We start from the raw sequence: 21,813 nt of genomic DNA on the forward strand, positions 1-21,813 counted from the left end.
GCTCCTACCGGAGTAGGTTTCTGCGTGCGAAGCGGTCGCTCATGCGGGGGGTGGGTGTCAGGGCGTGGAGCGGTAATCCATGCCGGGCGGGTGGCCAGGCTCCGACGAGGTCGCAGGTACCGCGTCCGGTGAGTGCGGATGAGCACTTCGCCGCCAGGGCCGACAGATCTCGTTGCGGACCAGAGGAAGCGCTCATCTCCGTCATCACTGTCACGGGGTGAAGCGGTGACCCATATCAGGTCCGGTGATCAGGGCTGACTGGGTTGACGCCGACCAGGCCAGGTTCACGGGGTGAAGCGGTAGCCCATGCCGGGTTCGGTGATCAGGTGTACCGGGTGGGCGGGGTCGGGTTCCAGTTTGCGGCGCAGTTGGGTCATGTACTGGCGCAGGTAGTGGGTTTCCTTGATGTATTTGGAGCCCCACACCTCGGTCAGCAACTGCCGCTGGCTGACCAGTTTGCCGGGGTTGCGCAGCAGGATCTCCAGGATGTGCCACTCGGTGGGCGTCAGCCGTACCTCTCCTGAGACGGTCTTGCTGGTCAGGTCCACGACGTGCTCGCCGACCTGGATGCGGGCCAGCTCGGCCTCGTGGATGGCCGCCCGCCGGGTCACGGCCCGCACCCGGGCGAGCAGTTCGTCGATGCCGAACGGCTTGGTCACGTAGTCGTCGGCGCCGGCGTCCAGCGCCTCGATCTTGTCCTGGTTGCCCGCGCGCCCGGACAGCACGATGATCGGGATGCTGGTCCAGCCGCGCAGGCCGTGGATGACGTCGACGCCGTCGAGGTCGGGCAGGCCGAGATCGAGGATGACCAGGTCCGGGGGGTGCTCGGCCGCCTGCCTGAGCGCGGCACCGCCGTCCGGGGCGACGTCCACCTCGTACTGGCGGGCGATGAGGTTGATGCGCAGGGCGCGCAGGATCTGGGGTTCGTCGTCGACGATCAGGACACGGGTCACGTCGTCACCGGTTTCGAGCAGATGGGAAAAGTGAGGATCATGGTGAGACCTCCCCCTGGCGTCTCATCGGGGTCAAGGGTGCCGCCCATGGCCTCCGTGAGCCCTCGGGAGAGGGCGAGGCCGAGGCCGACACCGGTGTGGTTGTCGCGGTCGCCGAGCCGCTGGAACGGCAGGAAGACGCGGTCGTGGGCCTCGGGCGGGATGCCGGGGCCCCGGTCGATGACACGGATCTCCACGTGCTCGCCGTGCGAGCTGGCGGTGACGAGCACGCCCTGGCCGGGCGGGCTGTAGCGGACGGCGTTGGACATGAGGTTGGACAGCACCCGTTCGAGCAGCGCCGGATCGGCGGTGATCTCGGGGAGCTCGACGGAGATGTCCCCCTCGACGCGTTCGCGCAGCGGGCCGAGGTCGTCCACGGCCCTCGGCACGATCTCCTCCAGGGCGACCTGCTGGAGCGCGACGCCCAGCACGCCCGCCTGGAGGCGGCTCATGTCGAGCAGGTTGGCGACCAGCCGTCCCAGTTTGGTGAGCGACTCCTCGGCCGTGGCCAGCAGTTCGCCCCTGTCCTCGTCGGACCAGACGATCTCGGTGCTGCGCAGCGAGTCGACGGCCGCCTTGGCGGAGGCGAGCGGGGTGCGCAGGTCGTGGCTGACGGCGGCCAGCAGCGCGGTGCGCATCCGGTCCGCCTCGGCCAGCGGCCGGGCCTGCCTGGCCTCCTCCTGCAGCCGCTGCTGGCGCAGCGCCACCGCCGCCTCGGCCGCGAACGCCTCCAGCACCTGCCGGTCGGCGGCCTCCATCAGCCGCCCCTTGGCGGTGAGCACCAGGCTCTCGTCGATGACGATGTCGGTGTCCGCCATGGCCGGGTTGGTGCACGGGGTCGCGCCCGTGGTCGCGATGATGCGCCAGGACTCCGGCTCCGACTGGTCGTCCGGGCTGGGCTCGCCGATGCGTTCCAGCAGGGTGACCGAGGCCAGCCCGAACGTCTCCCGCATCCGCGCCAGCAGCGAGGGCAGCGCGGCCTCGCCGCGCAGCACGTGCCCGGCGAGGGTCGAGAGCACCTCGGCGTCCGCCGTGGCGTTCGCCGCCTCTCTCGTACGGCGGGCCGCGAGGTCCACGATCCAGCTCACCGCGACGGCGACCACCAGGAAGACGGCCAGCGCGAACAGGTTCTCCGGATCGGAGATCGTGAACTGCCCGACCGGCGGTGTGAAGTAGTAGTTGAGCAGCAGGGATCCGCCGATGGCCGCCGTGATGGCCGGCCACATGCCGCCCATGAGCGCCACGCCGATGACCATGCACAGGAACAGCAGGATCTCGCTGGGCAGCGACAGGTCGTCGCGGAACGGCCAGAAGATCGCCGTCAGCAGCGGCATCCCGACCACCGACAGCACCCAGCCGGCCACCCGGCGCTTGCGGGTCAGCGCGGCTCGTGAGCGCTGCGGGCGCCGGCGCCCCTTCTTGGCCTCCTCGTGCGTGATCATGTGGACGTCGATGGAGCCGGACAGCGCCGTGGTCTCCACGCCGACTCCGCGCGAGAACATCTGCGCGAACCGGCCCCGGCGCGAGGCACCCAGCACGAGCTGGGTGGCGTTGACGCCCCTGGCGAAGTCGAGCAGCGCCCTCGGGATGTCGTCGCCGACGACCTGGTGGTAGGTGCCGCCCAGGCTCTCGACCAGGGTGCGCTGGCGGGCCAGGTTGGCGGGGTCGCCGCCGGCCAGCCCGTCGGCGCTGGTCACGTGGACGGCCAGCAGGTCGGCACCCTTCGTGCGGGCCGCCACGCGGGCGGCCCGCCGTACCAGGGTGTCGCCTTCGGGGCCGCCCGTGAGGGCGACCACGACCCGCTCGCGCGCCTCCCAGGTCTGGGAGATGCCGTGCTCGGCCCGGTAGCGGTCGAGCTGGTCGTCCACCTTGCCCGCCACCCACAGCAGCGCGAGTTCGCGCAGGGCGGTCAGGTTGCCGACGCGGAAGTAGTTGGACAGCGCCGCGTCCACCTTCTCCGGTGTGTAGATGTTGCCGTGGGCCATCCGGCGTCGCAGCGCGTCCGGCGACATGTCGACCAGTTCGACCTGGTCGGCCCGCCGTACGACCTCGTCCGGTACGGTCTCCCGCTGCGGAATCCCGGTGATCTCCTGCACGACGTCGTTGACCGACTCCAGATGCTGGATGTTGACCGTGGAGATCACGTCGATCCCGGCGTCGAGGATCTCGTCGATGTCCTGCCAGCGCTTGACGTTGCGCGAGCCCGGCACGTTGGTGTGGGCCAGCTCGTCGACCAGGACGATCTTCGGCGCGCGCGCGATGACGGCGTCGACGTCGAGTTCGGTGAAGGAGGACCCCCGGTAGAGCAGGCTCTGCCGGGGGATGAGCTCCATGTCCGCGAGAAGCTCGGCGGTCCGGGGCCGGTTGTGGGTCTCGACGAATCCCACGACCAGGTCCCGGCCTCTGCCGAGCGCCCTGCGGCCCTCGCTGAGCATCGCGTAGGTCTTGCCGACCCCGGGCGCCGCCCCCAGATAGACCCGTAGCCGCCCGCGTGCCACTGCGCTCACTCCTTGTCGAGCGCCAGGTTGAGGGTGAGGACGTTGACCGCGGGTTCGCCCATGAAGCCGAGCGCGCGGGCGGTCGTGTGCTCCTTGACCAGGGCCTCCACCCTGGCCCGGTCGAGGCCGCGCTCCTTGGCCACGCGGGGGGCCTGGAGCCGGGCGTAGCCCTCGGAGATGTGCGGGTCGAGCCCGGAGCCGCTCGCGGTGACCGCGTCCGCGGGCACCGCGACCTGGGAGACCTCGCCCTTCACGGGTACGGTCCGCCCGGCCGCGTAGTCCTCGCCCGGCTTGCCGCACTCGACGGGCAGACCCTGGTAGGTCGCCGTGAACGGGGTGGCGGGGCAGGCCTGGTTGACGCTGACGGCGCGGTCGGCGAAGACCTTCAGCACCGCGCCGACGCCGTCCGGCGTGCAGTACGGCCGTGCTCCGCTGACCCCTTCGAGTTCGCCGACGGCCTTGGACCGGGCGCAGACCTGGGTGAGGAGGGACTGCTTGCCCTCGTCGTCCTTGGCGCCCGGGACGGGCAGGGTGTCGATGACGTCCTCGGGGCCGAGGTTGCTTGCGGAGGTGGACAGCGGGTCGTAGCCGTCGCCGGCCGCGGACGGCCGGGACTGGAAGTACTTCTTGACCGGGTTGCCGTCCTTGTCGGTGAAGGACTGGCCGATGAGCTCGCTGCCCTTGCCGTCGATGAGCGAGCCGTTGGCCTTGTTGTTGAACAGGGCCTGTGCCACGCCGGTGGTGACGAGCGGGTAGACGAGGCCGGTCACGACCGTGAGGACGAGCACCGCCCTGACGGCTGCGAGGTGCTGGCGGATCCAGCCGGGAAGACGTTCCATCAGACGATCCCTGAGATGAGCAGGTCGATGATCTTGATGCCGATGAACGGCGCCACGATTCCGCCCAGGCCGTACACGTACAGGTTGCGGCTGAGCAGTTTGGAGGCGCTGGACGGGCGGTAGCGGACCCCTCGGAGGGCCAGCGGGATCAGCGCGACGATGATGATCGCGTTGAAGATGACGGCGGACAGGATCGCCGACTGCGGGCTGTCCAGCCGCATGATGTTGAGCGTGTCGAGGCCGGGGTAGACCGCTGCGAACATCGCGGGGATGATCGCGAAGTACTTGGCGATGTCGTTGGCGATCGAGAACGTGGTGAGCGCGCCGCGCGTGATGAGCAGCTGCTTGCCGATCTCGACGATCTCGATGAGCTTGGTCGGGTTGGAGTCGAGGTCGACCATGTTGCCGGCCTCCTTGGCGGCCGACGTGCCGGTGTTCATGGCGACGCCGACGTCCGACTGGGCGAGCGCGGGGGCGTCGTTGGTGCCGTCGCCGGTCATGGCGACCAGGCGTCCGCCCTCCTGCTCCTTCTTGATCAGCGCCAGCTTGTCCTCGGGGGTGGCCTCGGCGAGGAAGTCGTCCACGCCCGCCTCGTCGGCGATGGCCTTGGCCGTCAGCGGGTTGTCGCCGGTGATCATGACAGTGCGGATGCCCATGCGGCGCATCTCGTCGAAGCGCTCGCGCATGCCGGCCTTGACCACGTCCTTGAGGTGGATGACGCCGAGCACGCGGCCCTTCTCCGCCACGACGAGCGGGGTGCCGCCAGAGCCGGAGATGGCGTCGACGAGCCCGCCGACCTGGTCGGTCGGGTGGCCGCCGTTGTCGCGTACCCACTTCATGACGGCGGTGGCGGCGCCCTTGCGGACCTCGCGGCCGTCCAGGTTCACGCCGGACATGCGGGTCTGCGCGGTGAACGGCACCCATTCGGCGTGGGCGAGTTCGCCGGGCTGGCGTTCGCGCAGGCCGTACCGTTCCTTGGCGAAGACCACGATGGAGCGGCCCTCCGGGGTCTCGTCGGCGAGGCTGGACAGTTGCGCCGCCTCGGCGAGTTCCTGCTCGGTGACGCCCGCCACCGGGACGAACTCGCCGGCCTGCCGGTTGCCGAGGGTGATGGTGCCGGTCTTGTCCAGCAGCAGCGTGGACACGTCGCCCGCGGCCTCGACGGCGCGGCCGGACATGGCCAGCACGTTGCGCTGGACCAGGCGGTCCATGCCGGCGATGCCGATGGCCGACAGCAGGGCGCCGATCGTGGTCGGGATCAGGCAGACCAGCAGCGAGACCAGCACCACGCCGGTGACGCCGTCGGCGTCGAGCGCGGGAGAGTCCGGTACGCCGGGGTTGACCATCTTGGAGTAGATGGCCAGCGGCTGCATGGTCACGGTGGCGATCAGGAAGATGATCGTCAGCGCGGACAGCAGGATGTTCAGCGCGATCTCGTTCGGCGTCTTCTGCCGGTTGGCGCCCTCGACCAGGGCGATCATCCGGTCGATGAAGCTCTCGCCGGGCTTCTGCGTGATCTGGACGACGATCCGGTCGGACAGCACCTTGGTACCGCCGGTGACGGCCGAGCGGTCGCCGCCGGACTCGCGGATGACGGGCGCGGACTCGCCGGTGATGGCCGACTCGTCGACCGAGGCGATGCCCTCGATCACGTCGCCGTCGCCGGGGATGATCTCCCCGGCCTCGACGACCACGACGTCACCCTGCTTGAGCAGGGGAGCCGCGACGCTCTCGCCGGACTTCAGCCGGGCCATCGTGTCGGTCTTGGCCTTGCGCAGCGTCGCCGCCTGCGCCTTGCCCCGGCCCTCCGCGACGGCTTCGGCCAGGTTGGCGAACAGTACGGTCAGCCACAGCCAGACCACGATCGCCCACGCGAAGAACGAGGGTTCGAGGATCGCCAGCACGGTGGTGAAGACCGCGCCGAGCTCCACGATGAACATGACCGGGTTGCGCCACAGGGTGGTGGGGTTGAGCTTCTTCAGGGCGTCGGGCAGCGACCTGAGCATCTGCCCGGGGTCGAGCAGACCGCCGCCGACCTTCCTGTTCTTCGGTTCGGGAGCCATGCCCTGCGCGTCGAGCACTGGGGTTGACATGTCAGGACAGTCCTTCTGCGATGGGGCCGAGCGCGAGCGCCGGGAGGAACGTGAGCGCGACGAGGATGATCGTCACGCCGACGACCATGCCGACGAACTGGGGCCGGTGGGTCGGCAGGGTGCCCACGGAGGCGGGGACGGGAGCCTGCCTGGCCAGCGACCCGGCCAGCGCCAGCACCAGGATGATGGGGATGAACCGCCCGAACACCATGCACAGGCCGAGCGCCACGTCATACCACGGGGTGTTGACGGTGAGCCCGCCGAAGGCGGATCCGTTGTTGTTGGAGGCGCTGGTGAAGGCGTAGAGCACCTCGGACAGGCCGTGCGGCCCGGAGTTGAGCATGCCGGCCCGCTGCTCGGCCGAGCCCATGGCGAACGCGGTGCCGACCAGCACCAGCGTCGGGGTGACCAGGAAGTACAGGGAGGCCAGCTTGATCTCGCGGGCGCCGATCTTCTTGCCGAGGTACTCGGGGGTGCGGCCCACCATGAGTCCGGCGACGAAGACGGTGATGACGGCGAGGATCAGCATGCCGTACAGGCCGGAGCCGACGCCGCCGGGGGCGACCTCGCCGAGCATCATGTTGAACATCGTCATCATGCCGCCGAACGGCGTGTACGAGTCGTGGAAGGAGTTGACGGCACCCGTCGAGGTCAGCGTCGTGGCGGCGCCGAAGGTCGCCGAGTTGGAGACGCCGAACCTGACCTCCTTGCCCTCCATCGCGGCGCCGACCGCCTGCGGCACGGTGGCGTTGCCGCTCAGCTCGAAGACGTTGGTGAGGGTCACGCTGGCGATCGCGATGAGGCCCATGACAGCGACGATCGCGTAGCCCTGCTTGACCTGGCCGACCATCTTGCCGAAGGTGCGGGGCAGCGAGAACGGGATGATGAGGATCAGCAGGATCTCGAACCAGTTGGTCCAGCTCGTGGCGTTCTCGAAGGGGTGGGCGGAGTTGACGTTGTAGAAGCCGCCGCCGTTGGTGCCGAGCTCCTTGATCGCCTCCTGGCTGGCCACGGGGCCGCCGGTGAGCGTCTGGGTGCCGCCGGTGAGGGTGGTGATCTCCTGCGGGCCGGTGAAGTTCTGGATCAGTCCGCCCGCCACCAGCACCAGGGCGCCGACGAAGGCGATCGGGACCAGGATGCGCAGCGTGCCGCGCACGAGGTCCACCCAGAAGTTGCCGAGCGTGTCCGACTGCCTGCGGGCGAAGCCGCGTACCAGGGCGATGGCGACGGCCATGCCGACGGCCGCGGAGACGAAGTTCTGCACGGCCAAGGCCGCCATCTGCACGGCGTAGGTCATCGTGGACTCGCCGGAGTAGGCCTGCCAGTTCGTGTTGGTCACGAAGCTGATGGCGGTGTTCCAGGCGATGTGGTCGGTGACCGGGCCGAGGTTCTGGCCGAACCAGCTCGTCTGCTGGAGGCGCTGCATGCCGTACACGACGAGTACGGAGATCAGGGAGAAGGCGAGCAGGCTGCGGGCGTAGGCGCTCCAGCGCTGCTCGGCGTTCGGGTCCACGCCGAGGAGCTTGTAGACGCCGCGTTCGACCGCGAGGTGTTTGGCTCCGGTGTAGACGCGGTGCATGTAGTCGCCGAACGGTTTGTGCAGCAGGGCCAGCACGGCGATGAGCGAGATGACGAAGACTGCTCCGGCCATCAAAAGCGCTCCGGGAAGAGCAGCGCGATGACCATGAAGACCACCAGGGCGGCGGCCAGGATAAGGCCGGTGGCGTTAACGGCGCTCACAGGCGCTCCACCGCCTTCACGACAAGCCCGAAGACCACGAAGATCGCGATCGTCAGGGTGACGAAGATGACGTCAGCCATCCTCACTCCTCAATTCCGGGGTGCTTGCTCTAGCCGTCAGATCGGCGGCTACAGCCCAAGCAAAACCCCAGATTTGCCCGGTTTTGCCGTTCTTGACGGCTTCCATACGGGCTGAGCGTGAGAATTGACGCCCCTCATACGAGGCGGCTGGGACTACCGTGGCCGGGCGCTGCCCAGCACATGGGAGACGTGGCAGTAGGTCAGGCGGTCGAGGCCGATGATCGCGAAACCGGCCCGGTCGAGCGCCGCCAGGCAGTCGCTGGCGGGGTGGCAACCGCCCAGGACCCGCGACCAGAGCAGCTTCTCGCAGGTGGCCAGCAACTGGTTGGCCGAGCGCTGGTGCTCGTAGAAGCGCAGCTCGCCGCCGGGGCGCAGCACCCGCCGTACCTCTTCGAGGGTTTTCGCGGCCGACGGCGACGCGCACAGCGCCAGGGAGGTGACGACCGCGTCGAAGGCGGCGTCGGGCGCGGGCACCCGCGTCAGGCTCCCCCCGACCACCCGCACCGGTACGGTCACCCGCGCCGCGACCTGCTCGGCCGTCCCCCGCAGGAAGGGGTCGGCCTCCACGAGCACGACCTCGCTCACCTCGGCGGGATAGCAGGTGAGTTTGACGCCGTCGCCCGCGCCGAACTCCAGGACCCGGCCCGACAGCCCGGCCATCAGCCGAACCCGCTCGGGGGTGGGCCAGCCGCCGGCGTAGATCGGGCGCGGGTGGTGGAACTGCTCGATGCCTCGGCCGAGGCTCCGGGCGGTATCAGGGGGTTCGTCGGTTCGCACTGCCATGTCTCCACTATCGGCGGCGGGGGCGGTCAGTGGGCGCCGTCCCTACGCAATCGTGGCGGGCGGCTATCCCTTTCATACGGAAGGCCCCCGCTGCCATCGCGGGGGTCTTCCATGTGATCAGCCGAACAGCTCGGCGATCAGCTCGCCGTCGATCGGTGCCGGCGTCAGCCGGACGCCCTTCGGCGGCTCGACGTTGAGCAGGTGGCGGACGAAGAAGTCCCACCTCCTGCGGTAGACGTGGTGCTCGTAGCCCCAGAAGGTGTGCTCGGCACCCGGGACGATCAGCATCTCGAAGTCCTTGTCGAGCTGGATCAGCCGCTCGACCAGCCGCAACGTGAGGTGCGCGTGGACGTTGTCGTCGTTGCCGCCGTGGATCAGCAGCAGCTTGCCGACGATCCGGTCGGCGCCCTCGACGTTGGACGAGCGGACGTAGTCCTCCTCGCTCGCGGGGCCCTCGTAGGTCTCCGCCCAGCCCGCGTGGTAGTAGCGGTCGTCGTGATTGCCCGCGTCGGCGACGGCGACCTTGTAGAAGTCGGGGAAATCGATCATCGCGCGCACGGTGGCGAACCCGCCGCCCGACAGGCCGAAGACGCCCACCCGGTTCAGGTCCATCCACGGCCGGCTCGCGGCGAGCTGGCGCATGCCCGCCACGTGGTCGACCAGGCCGCCCGCGCACTCGTAGTTCTTGTACGAGAAGTCGTGGAAAGCCTTGTCGCGGCAGGGCGTGCCGCGCCCGTCCATCGCGATCACCACGAACCCGATCGCCGCCAGGGCCTCGGCGTCGGTGCCGAGGAGCCCGGGGTCGAAGGCCGGGCTCACCCGCTGGATGTGCGGGCCGGGGTAGGGGTGGTCGATGACCGGGTAGCTGCGGCGCGGGTCGAAGTCGTGTGGTTTGTACAGCACGCCGTAGACGTCCGTGACGCCGTCGGCGGCCTTGACCTTGAACCGGGCGGGAGCGCTCCAGCCGGTCGCCACCAGCGCGCTGATGTCGGCCCGCTCCAGCTCGACGAGCAGGCGGCCGTCCCAGCCGCGCACGCTGATCAGCGGCGCGGTGCCCGTGGTGGAGGCCGTGTCGATGAAGTAGGGGTTGTCCTCAGGGTTGTCCGGGACGGTGACCGCGTGGTCGAGGTCGTCCACGGTGACCCGGGAGAAGCCGGAGCCGTCGAGGCCGACGCGGCAGACCGTGCGGCGGTACGGGTCGTCGGCGACCAGGCCGGTGGCGGTGAAGTACACGACCCGCGCGGCCTCGTCCACGTGCAGGATCTGCTGGACGGCGAACTCGCCCGAGGTGAGCCGCACGCACGGGCTCCGGCCGTACAGGTAGAGGTGGCCCCAGCCGTCACGCTGGGAGTACCAGAGGACCTCGCCCGTCGACAGGACCTTGACCATGGGAAGCTGGCCCTGCTGGTGGGCGGGCTCCACCCGGGTGTGGCCGCTCTCGCGGATCAGTACGGTCACCTCGCCGGTCCGAGGGTCGAGGCGCTCCAGTTGCAGGGTGCGCACGTCGCGCGACTGCCGGAGATAGTAGACGGCCGAACTGTCGTCGGCCCACCAGGCCCAGCGGATCGCGATCGGCGACATGAGCGGCACGTGGACCGGGTCGGCCTGGGCCGGGACCACCCGGCCCGTGGCCACGTCCACGACGACGTAGTGGCCGAGCGGCAGGTGCTCGTCGCCGGGGTAGGCGTAGCGCTGGGTCACGAGCCGGGGTTCCGAGCCGTCGGCCGGAACCGCCTGCACATGGTGGACCTCGCGCACCCGGCGCAGGTCGGTGAGGTGGGTGAGCACCTTGGTGGAGTCCGGAGACCAGGCGACCATCGGCGGCAGACCGGTCAGGCCGAGCTTGTTCAGCAGAGCCAGCGGGACGAAGGGGCTCTCGCCGTACTCGTGGTCCTTCCCGCCGTCACGGGTGAGCTGCCGCTCGACGCCGTCCCGGCCGCGCACCCACAGGTCGTGGTCGCGGCTGAAGACCGCGTGCGCGCCGTCAGGGGAGGCCGGTTCCATGAAATCGGGTGGTGGGCTGCCCTCGGTCCGCGTGACCTCGTACGTGGCCAGGTCGAGCCGCCAGTGGACGCCCTCGTTCGTCCAGAAGGAGACCGCCCGGTCATCGTCCACGTCGATGGCCTCGAACGGCAGCGCGGCGGCGTCCACGGGCTGCCCGGTGGCGGTGGCCAGGGACTCGGCGAGGCGGGCGTGGTCGAAGGCGGGGCGGCGGAGTCCGGCGCCCGGGTCGACCAGGATGAACCGGCGGCCCGCCGAGGTGGAGACCGTGTACCAGAACCGCCTCCCGCCCTCGATCCAGTTCGGGCGGATCCGGTCGCCGCGCACCAGCTTGCTCCGGTTGTGGCGCAGCAGCGTCTCTGCCGTCCGGTAGGCGGAGGCGGCGACTTCGGCCTTGGGTTGTTCGACGGTGAGCTGTTCCCGCTGGCCGGCGGCCTGCCAGTTGCCCTTGGCGTCCCAGGTGAGGCTGGTGGTCATGATGGTCTCTTCTCTCGTCGGCTCGTGGCGGGTCAGTGGTGGGCGGCCATGGCGGGCTGCCGGTCCTGCTCCGCCGTGGCGGCGGCCTTGGGCTGCCTCATGACGAACAGGGCGAGTACGGCGGCGCCGACCACGGCGAAGGCGCTGATCAGGAAGCTGTCGGACATCGCGGTGGTGAAGGCGCTGCGGGCGGCCTGGGCGATGGCGCCGTCGCCGAGGGCGAGGGCCTCGCCGATCGAGCGGGTGGCCGCCTCGGGGGCCGAGCCGGGCATCGCGTTGGTGAAGCCCGCGCTGACGACGCTGCCGAGGACGGCGACGCCGAGCGCGGCGCCCGCCTGCTGGATGGTGTCGTTGAGGGCGGAGCCGACGCCGGCCTGGGCCGGGGGAACGGTGCTCATGAGGGCGGCGATGGCGGAGGGCATCGCCATACCGCCGCCGGCGCCGAGGACGAACAGGGCGAAGGCGGTGAACACGAAGCCGGTGTCGGCGTCCAGGGTGGACATCAGGCCGAATCCGGTGGCGATCGTCAGCAGGCCGGCGACGATCATGACGCGGTTGCCGACCTTGGCGCCGAGGGTGGCGCCGAGCGCGTTGAACAGCAGGGAGGCGCCGGCCATCGGGATGAAGGCCAGTCCGGCCTGGGTGGGGGTGTAGTCGAGGACGTACTGCAGGTACTGGGTGAGGACGAGCAGCAGGCCGCCGTTGCCGATCTGGACGAGCGTCAGGGACAGGCTGCTGCCGGAGAACAGGCGGTTGCGGAACAGGTTGAGCGGGACCATCGGCTCCTTGACCCGCAGCTCCCAGACCACGAAGCCGACCAGGCCGAGGACGGCGGCGGCGAGGCTGGTCCAGTTGAGGCCGTGCGGGGCTTCGATGATGGTCCACACCAGGCCGGTCATGCCGACGACGGACAGGATCGCGCCGAGCGGGTCGGGCTTGACCTTCGGACCCTTGGACTCGGGCATGAGGGCGAGGGCGGCGACGATGGCGATGACGGCGATGGGCACGTTGATGAGGAAGACGGCGCCCCACCAGAACCAGGCGATCAGCGCGCCGCCCAGCACCGGGCCGCCGACCAGACCGACCATCGCGACCGCGCTCCACGCGGCCATGGCCTTGCGGCGCTCGGTGTCGTCGAAGACGGTGATGAGGATCGACAGGGTGCTCGGCATGATGAGCGCGCCGCCGATGCCCATCACGGTGCGGGCCACGATGAGTTGCACGGGGTCGGCCGCGAAGGTGGCGGCCAAGGAGGAGAGCCCGAACAGCGCCAGGCCGATGATCATGACCTTCCGGCGGCCGAACCGGTCGGACAGACTGCCCGCCGTCAGCAGCAGGCCGGCGAAGACCAGGATGTAGGAGTCGAGGATCCACTGGATGTCCTGCGGGGTGGCGCCCAGGTCGGCGGCCAGCGGCGGGACCGCCACGGTCAGGACCATGTTGTCGATGACCAGGACGAGGGTGCTGAGACACAGCACGATCAGGATCCACCAGCGGCGTGGGTTCTTCGCTTCCATCGGGTCAACCTCTCAAGCGGTGCGTACGGTCGTCGCGTCTTGCGCACACTGTACGCATAGGGAACGGTGTGCGCAAGTTGGTAGCTGGTATGCGTGGAATTTCGGTCAGGTCGGCGATTACGATGCAGACTGATCGCCCCCGACCTAAAGCTTGGTGTTTGCCCAGCTTGGGAACAATGCGCGATCACGCAATAGCGGTTAACTCAGAAGTTAAGGATCGGGGGATTCATGAGACTCCGGGGGGCGTGGTGGAGCTTCGGGATATCGAGATCTTCCTGACGCTCGCCGAGGAGCTGCACTTCGGCAGGGCGGCGGCCCGCCTGCACGTCTCACCCGCCAGGGTGTCGCAGGCGATCAAGAAGCAGGAGCGGATGGTGGGCGCTCCGCTGTTCGAGCGCACCAGCCGCAAGGTGATGCTCACCGTGCTCGGGGAACGGCTGCGGGCCGACCTGCGCCCGATCTATCAGGGGTTGCTGGACAGCCTGGAACGCACCAGGCTCGCCGCCCTGGGCAAGACGCAGATGCTGAGGGTCGGGACGATCGCCAGCAACGCCTACGACCTGCGGCCCTACTGGCAGACCTTCCGCGCCCGCCATCCGGAGGTGGACCTGCGGATCCGGCACAGCCCCTTCAACGACGCCTTCGACCCGCTGCGCAACGGCGAGATCGACGCGCTGATCACCTGGCTGCCGGTCGAGGAGTCCGACCTCACCGTCGGGCCCGTCGTCCACATCGAGCCGCTGATGATGGTGGTGAGCCCGGACAGCGAACTCGCCTCCAGAGAGACGGTCTCCCTGGAGACGCTCGCCGACCGGGCGGTGCTGCACGGCACCGGCAACCCCGAGTACTACGAGGACGCCTTCATCCCCTTCTTCACCCCCAGAGGGCAGCGGGTGACCAGGCACGCGAAGCGGATCGGCGACCTGGAGGACATCTTCAACCTGGTCGGCACCGGGGAGGCCGTGCACCTGCTCGGCGAGCACGCCGTCCGCTACCACGTCCGCCCCGACATCGTCTACCTGCCGGTACGCGACGGCGCGATGCTGCGCTGGGCGCTCGTCTGGCGGACCGACCGGGAGAACGACCTGATCCGCGCGCTCGCCCAGGCCGTACGCGACACCGGCACGCTCAGGCTCTAGCCCGCAGGACCGCCTTCGACAGCTCGCCCACCCACAGGATCGCCGAGCCGACCAGCGCGCACACCAGCCACTGGGCGGGCGTGAGGTCGGTGACGGTGAAGAAGCCGTGCAGGTCCGGCCACTCCACCATGGCCGCCAGCAGCACCAGCACCACCCCGATCGCGACGAACGTGGTCGGGTTGGCGAAGGTGTCGCGGTGGAAGGCGCTGCGCAGGTCGTCGCGGACGTTGATCAGGTTGAACACCTGGAAGAACACGAACGTGACGAAGGCCATCGTGCCCGCCACGGACGCCTGCCCGGCCAGGGGCGGCTGCCCCGGCGCCAGCACGAGCACCGCCAGCGTGCCCGCCGCCATGACCAGGCCCGAGATCACCAGCCTGATCAGCCGCTCGGTGGTCAGGATGGGCTCCGCACGCGGGCGCGGCGGGTGTTTCATCGCGTCGGGGCTGGTCGGGTCCACACCCAGGGACAGTGCGGGCGGGCCGTCCATGACCAGGTTGACGAAGAGGATCTGCACGGCCGTGAACGGCGCCCCGCCCGCCAGGCCGGTCAGCGAGGCGGCCAGGAAGGTCAGCACGAAGCCGAAGGCCGTCGAGATCTGGAACCGGGTGAACTTCACGATGTTGGCGTAGATGCCGCGCCCCTCGCGGACCGCGTCCACCACGGTCGCGAAGTTGTCGTCGGTGAGGATCATCGTGGCGGCTTCCTTGCTGACCTCGGTGCCGGTGATCCCCATGGCGACGCCGATGTCGGCCTTGCGCAGCGCGGGGGCGTCGTTGACACCGTCGCCGGTCATCGCCACGACCTGGCCGGTGCTCTGGAGCGCCCCGACGATGTGGATCTTGTGCTGCGGGGTCACCCGGGCGACCACCCCGACGCGCGGCAATTCGGCGGCCAGGTCCGCGTCGGAGAGGGCGTCGAGCTGCGCACCGGTGACCGCTTTGCCGGGGATGCCGAGGTCGCGGGCGATGGCCGAGGCGGTGACCGCGTGGTCGCCGGTGACCATACGGACCTGGATGCCAGCCTCGTGGCACTGCGCGATGGCGGCGGCGGCCTCGGGGCGCGGCGGGTCCACGATGCCGACGAGAGCCAGCAGCGTCAGGTCGGCGACGAGGGACTTCGGGTCGGCGTCCGGGTCGAGGTCGGGCAGGTCCCTGAAACCGATCGCGAGAACACGCAGGCCCCGCTCGGCGAGTTCGCCGTTGGCCACGGTGTACCGGTCGCGGGCCGCCGCGTCGAAGGACGGGGCGGTGCCGTCGGCGGAGACGTACGCGCGCGTGCGGACGGCCAGCACGTCGGGCGCGCCCTTCACGAAACACCGTACGGTCCCCTCCCCGGTCCGGTGGAAGGTGGCCATGAACTTCTCGTCGGAGTCGAAGGGCACCTCGGCCAGCCGGGGGTGCCTGCGGCGCAGCGCGGCCACGTCGACGCCGCCCTTCTCCGCCAGCACCACCAGCGCGATCTCGGTCGGGTCGCCGACCACGTCCTGCTCGTCGTGGACCACCGCGTCCGCGCACAGCGCCATGCCGAGCAGCGCCGCGTACAGTCCCGGGCCCTCGGCGGGGTTCTCGTCGGTGCTGCGGATGCGTCCCTCGGTGGAGTAGCCGTGGCCGGAGACCGTGAACCTGCGCTCGGGCAGGCGCAGCTCGCGGGCGGTCATCTGGTTGAGCGTCAGCGTGCCGGTCTTGTCGGTGCAGATCTGGGAGGTGCTGCCCAGCGTCTCGACCGAGGCCAGCCGTTTGACGATCGCCCCCTTCTTCGCCAGCCGCGAGGTGCCCATGGCCAGCGTGAACGCCACCACGGCGGGCAGCCCCTCCGGTACGGTCGCCACCGCCAGCGACACCGCCGTGGTGAACAGTGTGCCGATCGGCTGCCCGCGCAGCAGCCCGAGCACGAACACGACCACGATGACCCCGGCCGCGATGATCGCGAGCGTGCGCCCGAGCCGGTCGATCTGGCGTTGCAGCGGCGTCGGAGCCGGCTTGGTCTGCTGGAGCAGCCCGGCGATCCGCCCGATCTCGGTGTCCGCGCCGGTGGCGGTCACGAGCATGCGGGCGCGGCCTCTGGTGACGATCGTGTTCATGAACACCGCCGTGCCTCGGTCGCCGAGCGGCGCGTCAGGGGCGACGCGGGCCTGCGCCGACTTGGCGCTCGGCTCGGCCTCGCCGGTCAGCGCGGCCTCCTGCACCTCCAGCGAGGTGGACGACAGCAGCCGCCCGTCGGCGGGCACCCGGTCGCCGGCGTCGAGGTCGACGAGGTCGCCCGGCACCAGGTCGGCCGCGTCGATCCGGGCGGCGGCGCCGTCCCTGATCACGGTGGCCTCGGTGTGCAGCATCTTCCGCAGGGCTTCCAGCGACGCCTCGGCCCTGGCCTCCTGGACGAAGCCGATGGTGGCGTTGAGCAGCACCACCAGCACGATGATGGCCGGGGTCTCCCACTCGCGGGCGACCAGCAGGCTCACCACGGCGGCGCCGATCAGGGTGAGGATCAGCAGGTCCTGGAACTGGCGCAGGAAGGCCCGCCAGCGCGGCTCGCGCGGGGCCTCGGGCAGCCGGTTGGGGCCGTACTCCTCGCAGCGCCGCGCGACCTCGGCCGGGTCCAGCCCGTCGGCGGCGTTCACCCCGAACCGGGCGGCCACCTCGTCTGCGGGTGTCGCGTGCCAGGCGTCGTGGGTCATGTGACCACGCTAGGAGCGAGGTCGGCGTCCGTTCTGCGACACCTCGCCGCACTTGCGAGCTCTTTACGGGACCGGGTTCCGGTTGGGTTGCGCACGCTGTACTCAGCTATGAATTCGTGCGCAGATTGCGAACAGTGTGCGCTATATTGAGGGTATGGCAGCTAACAAGCAGACAATCCCGTCGGTCTGGGCCCGTCAGCGCAAGCGGCGCGAGCAGCCCGCGCTCAGTCCCGAACGGATCGTGGCCGAAGCCCTGAGCCTGCTGGACGAGAAGGGGATCGACGCGCTGAGCATGCGCACCCTGGGCACCCGGCTCAACGCCGGGGCCACCTCGCTCTACCGGCACGTCGCCAACAAGGACGAGCTGATCGAACTCGTCGTCGACGAGGTGTACGGCGAGGTCGAGGTGCCCGAGGTCGCCGACCCGAAGGCGTGGCGCGAGCAACTCGCCGTCACCGCGCACAGTCTGCGCGCGATGATCCTGCGCCACCCGTGGGTGGCCTCCGTGCTCGGCCAGGTCGCGCTCGTCGAACTCGGCCCCAACCTGATGCGGCAGTCAGAGCGGATGCTCGGGCTGTTCAGGGCGGCGGGCTTCGACCTCGCGGACGCCGACCGGGCCAACTCCGCCCTGACCGCCTACGTCGTCGGCATCGCCGGCAGCGAGGCGTCCTTCCTGTCGTTGATGGCCCGCAGCGGGCAGGACCCACAGGAGTGGACGCGCAGTCTGCGCGAGACGGCCGAGCAGATCGCCGAGGAACAGCCGCTCCTGAAGGAGTACTACACGCAGGTGTGGCCGAAGGGCGACATGCATGAGTGGAACGACGAGAACTTCGTCTACGGCCTCGACCTCTTCCTGGACGGCATCACCGTCAGGCTGTCGGCCCAGGACTGATTATTGACGCGAACGGGAGGAAAGGATACGTTCCGGTAGATTTCACGGTTGCCTGAGGGAAATCCGGTGAGAAGCCGGTGCGGACGCGCCACTGTATCCGGGACCACGGTCCCGGGAGCCAGGTCGCTCAGGCGGACGTGACCTCACTGTTTGGGACGCGTCATCCCTGAGGAGGCACCATGAGTGGGCTGACCACTCCTTCCACGATCCCGTTGCCGCGCCTGCGCCCCTGGCTGCTGGCCGTGCCCGTCCTGCTGCTCGTCGCCTACCTGGTCCTCATGGACAACGGCGCTCTCTCGCAGACCGGCGCCTACCTGCACGAACTCATGCACGACGGGCGGCATCTGCTCGGCGTGCCGTGCCACTAGGGGCGCGCGTGGTTCGCACCCTGCTGGTCAGGGGCCTGCTGCTGGGGCTCCTGGCCGGGCTCGTCGCGGGCGGGTTCGCCTACGTCTTCGGCGAGCCGCACGTGGAGGCCGCCATCGCCCTGGAAGAAGCCGCCGCGAAGGGGGCCCCTTCGGACGGGACCGCATCGGACGGGCCTGCTGGGCCGGCACCGGAAGAGGCCGCGCCGCACGGTCACGACGAGGAGGCGATCGTCAGCCGTCCCGGGCAGAAGGCCGGGCTCTTCCTCGCCACCGGCCTGTACGGCCTGGCCGTCGGCGGCGTGTTCGCGCTCGTCTACGCCGGGCTGCACGGCCGCGTCGGACCCCGTGACGGCGGCGCGCTCGCCCTGGTCGCCGCCGGGATGGCGTTCGTCGCGGTCATCCTCCTCCCGTTCCTGAAATATCCGGCCAACCCGCCCGCCGTCGGCGACCCTGAGACCATCACCGGCAGAACCGTCCTCTACCTGGTGATGATCCTCGTCGGCCTCGCCGCCACCGCCATCGCCGTCGCGACCGCGCGACGGGTCACCGCAGGACCGTGGCAGCGGTACGGCGCCGCCGTCGCCGCCTTCCTCGTCCCCGCGATCGCGGCCCTGGCGCTGCTGCCCACCGTGAACGAGGTGCCGGACGGCTTCCCGGCGGCGCTGCTGTGGGACTTCAGGATCGCCTCCCTGGGAACCCAGTTCGTGTTCTGGGCCGTGTTCGGCGTGCTGTTCGGCTGGGCGGCCGCGCGCCGACCGGCCGTGATCCCGCAGCACACCTGAACCGGGGTGCTGTTCGTACGGCAGGCCACCACGCCGGGCACGCGGTCGGCCTGCTTCCCCGACGACCAGGCCGCCGACCCGGCGAGCCTGGCCGCCGCCATGCCCCTCGGCGCCATCCTCGGCCCTTACGTCCGCCCTCGTCCTGGTAGCGACCCCTGCATCGGCCCTTGCGTCGGCCCGACCCCCGGTGCCTCTTATGGTTCCGCCAGCGGCCCTGCCTCTGGTCAGGCTCTCGGTTCGGTTTCCGGTGCGGGTCTTGGGCAGGCCGGGGTCGCGATGGTCGCACCGGTGGCTGCCGCCCGGCAGACCGCGACGGCCATGGGGCTGGTGCCGGTCGAGGTGGCCGCGCTGCGGGAGGCCGAAGCGGGGCGGTGGCGCGGGCTGCCGTACGCGGAGGTCGCCCGGCGTGAGCCGGACGCCCTGGCCCGCTGGCTCGCCGACCCGCACGCCGCACCCCACGGCGGTGAGAGCCGCGCCGCCCTGCACGCCCGCGTCGCCCGGTGGCTCGACGGGCTGCCCGCGACCCTGTCAACCATCGGGCCCGCCACCGGGCCCGCCACCGGGCCCGCCACCGGGCCTGCGACCGGGTCCGCCTCTGGGTCCGTCATTGGGTCTGCGACCGGGTCCGCCACTGCGCCTCCCACTGCGCCTCCCACTGGGCCCCGTGTTGTGGTCTGCGACGTGGGGGTGCTGCGGGCGGTGCTCGCCCACGTGCTCGGCCTCGACGTCCTGCGGGCGGCGCTGATCGACTTCGCGCCGCTGTCCACCACCGAACTCACCGCCGCCACCGGAGGGTGGCGGGTCGCTCACGTCAACCGGAAGGTTCGCTCTTGATCGCCTCCTACCCGTTCAGCGCCGTCGTCGGGCTCGCCGACCTGAAACTCGCGCTGGTGCTCAACGCCGTGTCGCCGAGGGTGGGCGGGGTGCTCGTGCGCGGTGAGAAGGGCACGGCCAAGTCCACCGTCGTACGCGCGCTCGCCACCCAGTTGCCGCAGGTGGAGGTCGTGTCCGGGTGTCGCTTCAGCTGCGACCCCGCCGCCCCGGACCCCGCCTGCCCGGACGGCCCCCACGAGCCCGGCGCGGCGGCGGTCCGTCGTCCGGCCGCGTTGGTGGAACTGCCCGTCGGCGCGTCGGAGGACCGGCTGGCCGGGTCGCTCGACGTGGAGCGGGCGCTGACCGAGGGCGTGAAGGCGTTCGAGCCCGGCCTGCTGGCCGCCGCCCACCGGGGCGTGCTCTACGTGGACGAGGTCAACCTGCTCCACGACCATCTCGTGGACCTGCTGCTCGACGCGGCCGCTCTGGGCACCTGCTACGTCGAGCGCGAGGGCGTGTCCGTCCGGCACGCGGCCAGGTTCCTGCTGGTCGGCACCATGAATCCCGAGGAGGGCGAGCTGCGGCCGCAGTTGCTCGACCGGTTCGGGCTCACGGTGGAGGTGCGGGCGTCGCGCGATCCGGGGGAGCGCGCGGAGGTGGTCCGCCGCCGCCTCGCCTTCGACGCCGACCCCGAAGGTTTCGCGCAGGGCTGGCGGGAGGAGGAGGCGGCGCTGGCCCAGCGGATCGCGCGGGCCCGCGACCGCGTCCCGTCCGTACGGTTGCCGGACAAGCGCCTGGTGCAGATCGCCACGGTGTGCGCCGGGTTCGAGGTGGACGGGTTGCGCGCCGACATCGTCACGGCCAACGCGGCGGTCGCGCACGCGGCCTGGCACGGCCGGGACGTCGTGACCAGGGAGGACGTGCGGGCGGCGGCCCGGCTGTCGCTGCCGCACCGGCGTCGCCGCGACCCGTTCGACGCGCCGGGCATGGACGAGTCGCTGCTGGACGACCTCCTTGGACCAGACGATCCCGACGACGACGGCCCAGGTCACGATATTTCCGGACCTGACGGCTCAGGCCCCGACGGCGGGACGACGGGATCGGACGGCACCGACGGGCGAGCCACCGGCCCGGACGGGTCCGAGGGCTCCGGCCCGGACGGAGGGCCGGACAGGGGCGCGGACTCCGGCCTCGACCCGGACCACTCCGGCGCGGCGGAGGAGGGCCTCGACAGCGGGCCGCCGTCCGGGTCGGGCCAGGACGGCCGGGCCGGGCACGGAAGGCCGGGCGAGGACGGGGCCGACGGGGTGAGTGGTGTGCCGGTCGGTGGGCAGGTGGCCGCGGCGGCGGCGCCGTACAAGGTGAGGTTGTTGAACGTGCCGGGCCTCGGCGAAGGGGTCGCGGGGCGGCGCTCACGCGCGCGGACCGCCCACGGCCGCGCCACCGGCTCCCGCCGTCCCGACGGCCGGGTGCGGGACCTGCACGTGACCGCCACCCTCCTGGCCGCCGCCCCGCACCAGCGCGACCGGGGCAGGACCGGCTCCGGCCTGCTGCTGCGCCCCGACGACCTGCGCCAGGTCGTGCGGGAGGGCAGGGAAGGCAACCTGGTGCTGTTCGTCGTGGACGCCAGCGGTTCGATGGCCGCCCGCAAGCGGATGGGCGCGGTGAAGACCGCCGTCCTCAGCCTGCTCCTGGACGCCTACCAGCGGCGCGACAAGGTGGGCCTGATCACCTTCAGGGGCACGGGCGCCGAACTGGCGCTGCCGCCGACCTCGTCGGTGGAGGCGGGTGCCGCCCGGCTGCGCTCGCTGCCGACCGGCGGGCGGACCCCGCTGGCCGCCGGGCTGGTCAGGGCGGCGGAGGTGCTGCGGGTGGAGCGGCTGCGTGACCCGTCGCGGCGCCCGCTGCTGGTGCTGGTGACCGACGGCCGCGCGACCTCGGGCGGCGACGTGGACCGGGCGGCGGCGCTGCTGGAGGGCACCGCGAGCGTGGTCGTGGACTGCGAGAGCGGCCCCGTACGGCTCGGCCTCGCCACCCGCCTGGCCGCCCGCCTGCGGGCCCGCGCCGTACCCCTGTCCGAACTCGGAACCGTCGTCCACGACCACAGAAAGGCGAGCTGACC

General features: G+C 70.9%; 16 protein-coding genes. 6 read left to right on the top strand and 10 right to left on the bottom strand.

The window, feature by feature from the left end; all coding sequences use genetic code 11:
• Positions 1 to 284 precede the first annotated feature (284 nt).
• From ABD120_RS06340 to ABD120_RS06380, 9 genes are all read right to left on the bottom strand, one after another.
• Entirely contained in the window at positions 285 to 953 is a 669-nt protein-coding gene (locus ABD120_RS06340; RefSeq protein WP_343948747.1) for a response regulator, read from the bottom strand.
• The gene (locus ABD120_RS06345; protein ID WP_343948748.1) at positions 950 to 3,490 is read right to left on the bottom strand and encodes a sensor histidine kinase; all 2,541 of its coding nucleotides are present in this window, start codon (positions 3,488 to 3,490) and stop codon (positions 950 to 952) included. The genes ABD120_RS06340 and ABD120_RS06345 overlap by 4 nt, the downstream gene beginning before the upstream one ends.
• A 5-nt stretch (positions 3,491 to 3,495) precedes the next feature.
• Positions 3,496 to 4,329: a potassium-transporting ATPase subunit C gene (locus tag ABD120_RS06350; RefSeq protein ID WP_343948750.1), complete on the bottom strand. Its 834-nt coding sequence runs from the start codon at positions 4,327 to 4,329 to the stop codon at positions 3,496 to 3,498.
• Positions 4,329 to 6,422, bottom strand: coding sequence for a potassium-transporting ATPase subunit KdpB (gene kdpB, locus ABD120_RS06355; protein ID WP_425563931.1), 2,094 nt, complete (start codon positions 6,420 to 6,422; stop codon positions 4,329 to 4,331). Before kdpB ends, ABD120_RS06350 begins: the two co-directional genes overlap by 1 nt.
• Before the next feature lies 1 nt (position 6,423).
• Positions 6,424 to 8,073, bottom strand: a complete 1,650-nt coding sequence (kdpA, locus tag ABD120_RS06360) for a potassium-transporting ATPase subunit KdpA (protein ID WP_343948751.1) — start codon at positions 8,071 to 8,073, stop codon at positions 6,424 to 6,426.
• Positions 8,073 to 8,162: a K(+)-transporting ATPase subunit F gene (gene kdpF, locus ABD120_RS06365; protein WP_343948752.1), complete on the bottom strand. Its 90-nt coding sequence runs from the start codon at positions 8,160 to 8,162 to the stop codon at positions 8,073 to 8,075. Before kdpF ends, kdpA begins: the two co-directional genes overlap by 1 nt.
• A 233-nt stretch (positions 8,163 to 8,395) precedes the next feature.
• Positions 8,396 to 9,025: a class I SAM-dependent methyltransferase gene (locus ABD120_RS06370; protein ID WP_343948753.1), complete on the bottom strand. Its 630-nt coding sequence runs from the start codon at positions 9,023 to 9,025 to the stop codon at positions 8,396 to 8,398.
• Between the two features lie 117 nt (positions 9,026 to 9,142).
• Positions 9,143 to 11,503 carry a S9 family peptidase gene (locus ABD120_RS06375; RefSeq protein WP_343948754.1) on the bottom strand — a complete coding sequence of 787 codons (2,361 nt, stop codon included), beginning with the start codon at positions 11,501 to 11,503 and terminating at the stop codon, positions 9,143 to 9,145.
• Positions 11,504 to 11,535: 32 nt separating this feature from the next.
• Positions 11,536 to 13,020 (bottom strand): MFS transporter, encoded by a 1,485-nt coding sequence (locus tag ABD120_RS06380; protein WP_343948755.1) that lies wholly within the window; start codon positions 13,018 to 13,020, stop codon positions 11,536 to 11,538.
• 248 nt (positions 13,021 to 13,268) lie between these two features.
• Between ABD120_RS06380 and ABD120_RS06385 the strand changes: the two genes are divergently transcribed.
• Positions 13,269 to 14,159, top strand: a complete 891-nt coding sequence (locus tag ABD120_RS06385) for a LysR family transcriptional regulator (protein ID WP_343948756.1) — start codon at positions 13,269 to 13,271, stop codon at positions 14,157 to 14,159.
• Here the strand turns inward: ABD120_RS06385 and ABD120_RS06390 are convergent.
• Positions 14,149 to 16,836, bottom strand: a complete 2,688-nt coding sequence (locus ABD120_RS06390; protein ID WP_343948757.1) for a cation-translocating P-type ATPase — start codon at positions 16,834 to 16,836, stop codon at positions 14,149 to 14,151. The two genes, ABD120_RS06385 and ABD120_RS06390, sit on opposite strands and share 11 nt — an antisense overlap.
• Positions 16,837 to 16,990: 154 nt before the next feature.
• Between ABD120_RS06390 and ABD120_RS06395 the strand changes: the two genes are divergently transcribed.
• The 5 genes from ABD120_RS06395 (at position 16,991) to ABD120_RS06415 (ending at position 21,811) form a co-directional block, all read left to right on the top strand.
• Positions 16,991 to 17,728, top strand: a complete 738-nt coding sequence (locus ABD120_RS06395; protein ID WP_343948758.1) for a TetR/AcrR family transcriptional regulator — start codon at positions 16,991 to 16,993, stop codon at positions 17,726 to 17,728.
• 179 nt (positions 17,729 to 17,907) lie between these two features.
• Positions 17,908 to 18,096, top strand: a complete 189-nt coding sequence (locus tag ABD120_RS06400; RefSeq protein WP_343948759.1) for a CbtB domain-containing protein — start codon at positions 17,908 to 17,910, stop codon at positions 18,094 to 18,096.
• 8 nt (positions 18,097 to 18,104) lie between these two features.
• On the top strand, positions 18,105 to 18,878 hold the full coding sequence (locus ABD120_RS06405; RefSeq protein WP_343948760.1) for a CbtA family protein: 774 nt from the start codon (positions 18,105 to 18,107) through the stop codon (positions 18,876 to 18,878).
• Between the two features lie 288 nt (positions 18,879 to 19,166).
• On the top strand, positions 19,167 to 19,712 hold the full coding sequence (locus ABD120_RS06410; RefSeq protein ID WP_343948761.1) for a histidine phosphatase family protein: 546 nt from the start codon (positions 19,167 to 19,169) through the stop codon (positions 19,710 to 19,712).
• On the top strand, positions 19,709 to 21,811 hold the full coding sequence (locus ABD120_RS06415; protein ID WP_343948762.1) for a magnesium chelatase subunit D family protein: 2,103 nt from the start codon (positions 19,709 to 19,711) through the stop codon (positions 21,809 to 21,811). The genes ABD120_RS06410 and ABD120_RS06415 overlap by 4 nt, the downstream gene beginning before the upstream one ends.
• Positions 21,812 to 21,813: the final 2 nt, after the last annotated feature.

This window comes from Nonomuraea longicatena, from assembly GCF_039525605.1.
GTDB lineage: Bacteria > Actinomycetota > Actinomycetes > Streptosporangiales > Streptosporangiaceae > Nonomuraea > Nonomuraea longicatena.

What these genes read in the sequence shown, in the direction of transcription:
- ABD120_RS06350 (WP_343948750.1), bottom strand. Translation starts at nt 4,329, where the DNA reads ATGGAACGTCTTCCCGGCTGGATCCGCCAGCACCTCGCAGCCGTCAGG.
- kdpB (WP_425563931.1), bottom strand. Translation starts at nt 6,422, where the DNA reads ATGTCAACCCCAGTGCTCGACGCGCAGGGCATGGCTCCCGAACCGAAG.
- kdpA (WP_343948751.1), bottom strand. Translation starts at nt 8,073, where the DNA reads ATGGCCGGAGCAGTCTTCGTCATCTCGCTCATCGCCGTGCTGGCCCTG.
- ABD120_RS06370 (WP_343948753.1), bottom strand. Translation starts at nt 9,025, where the DNA reads ATGGCAGTGCGAACCGACGAACCCCCTGATACCGCCCGGAGCCTCGGC.
- ABD120_RS06375 (WP_343948754.1), bottom strand. Translation starts at nt 11,503, where the DNA reads ATGACCACCAGCCTCACCTGGGACGCCAAGGGCAACTGGCAGGCCGCC.
- ABD120_RS06380 (WP_343948755.1), bottom strand. Translation starts at nt 13,020, where the DNA reads ATGGAAGCGAAGAACCCACGCCGCTGGTGGATCCTGATCGTGCTGTGT.
- ABD120_RS06390 (WP_343948757.1), bottom strand. Translation starts at nt 16,836, where the DNA reads ATGACCCACGACGCCTGGCACGCGACACCCGCAGACGAGGTGGCCGCC.
- ABD120_RS06395 (WP_343948758.1), top strand. Translation starts at nt 16,991, where the DNA reads ATGGCAGCTAACAAGCAGACAATCCCGTCGGTCTGGGCCCGTCAGCGC.
- ABD120_RS06400 (WP_343948759.1), top strand. Translation starts at nt 17,908, where the DNA reads ATGAGTGGGCTGACCACTCCTTCCACGATCCCGTTGCCGCGCCTGCGC.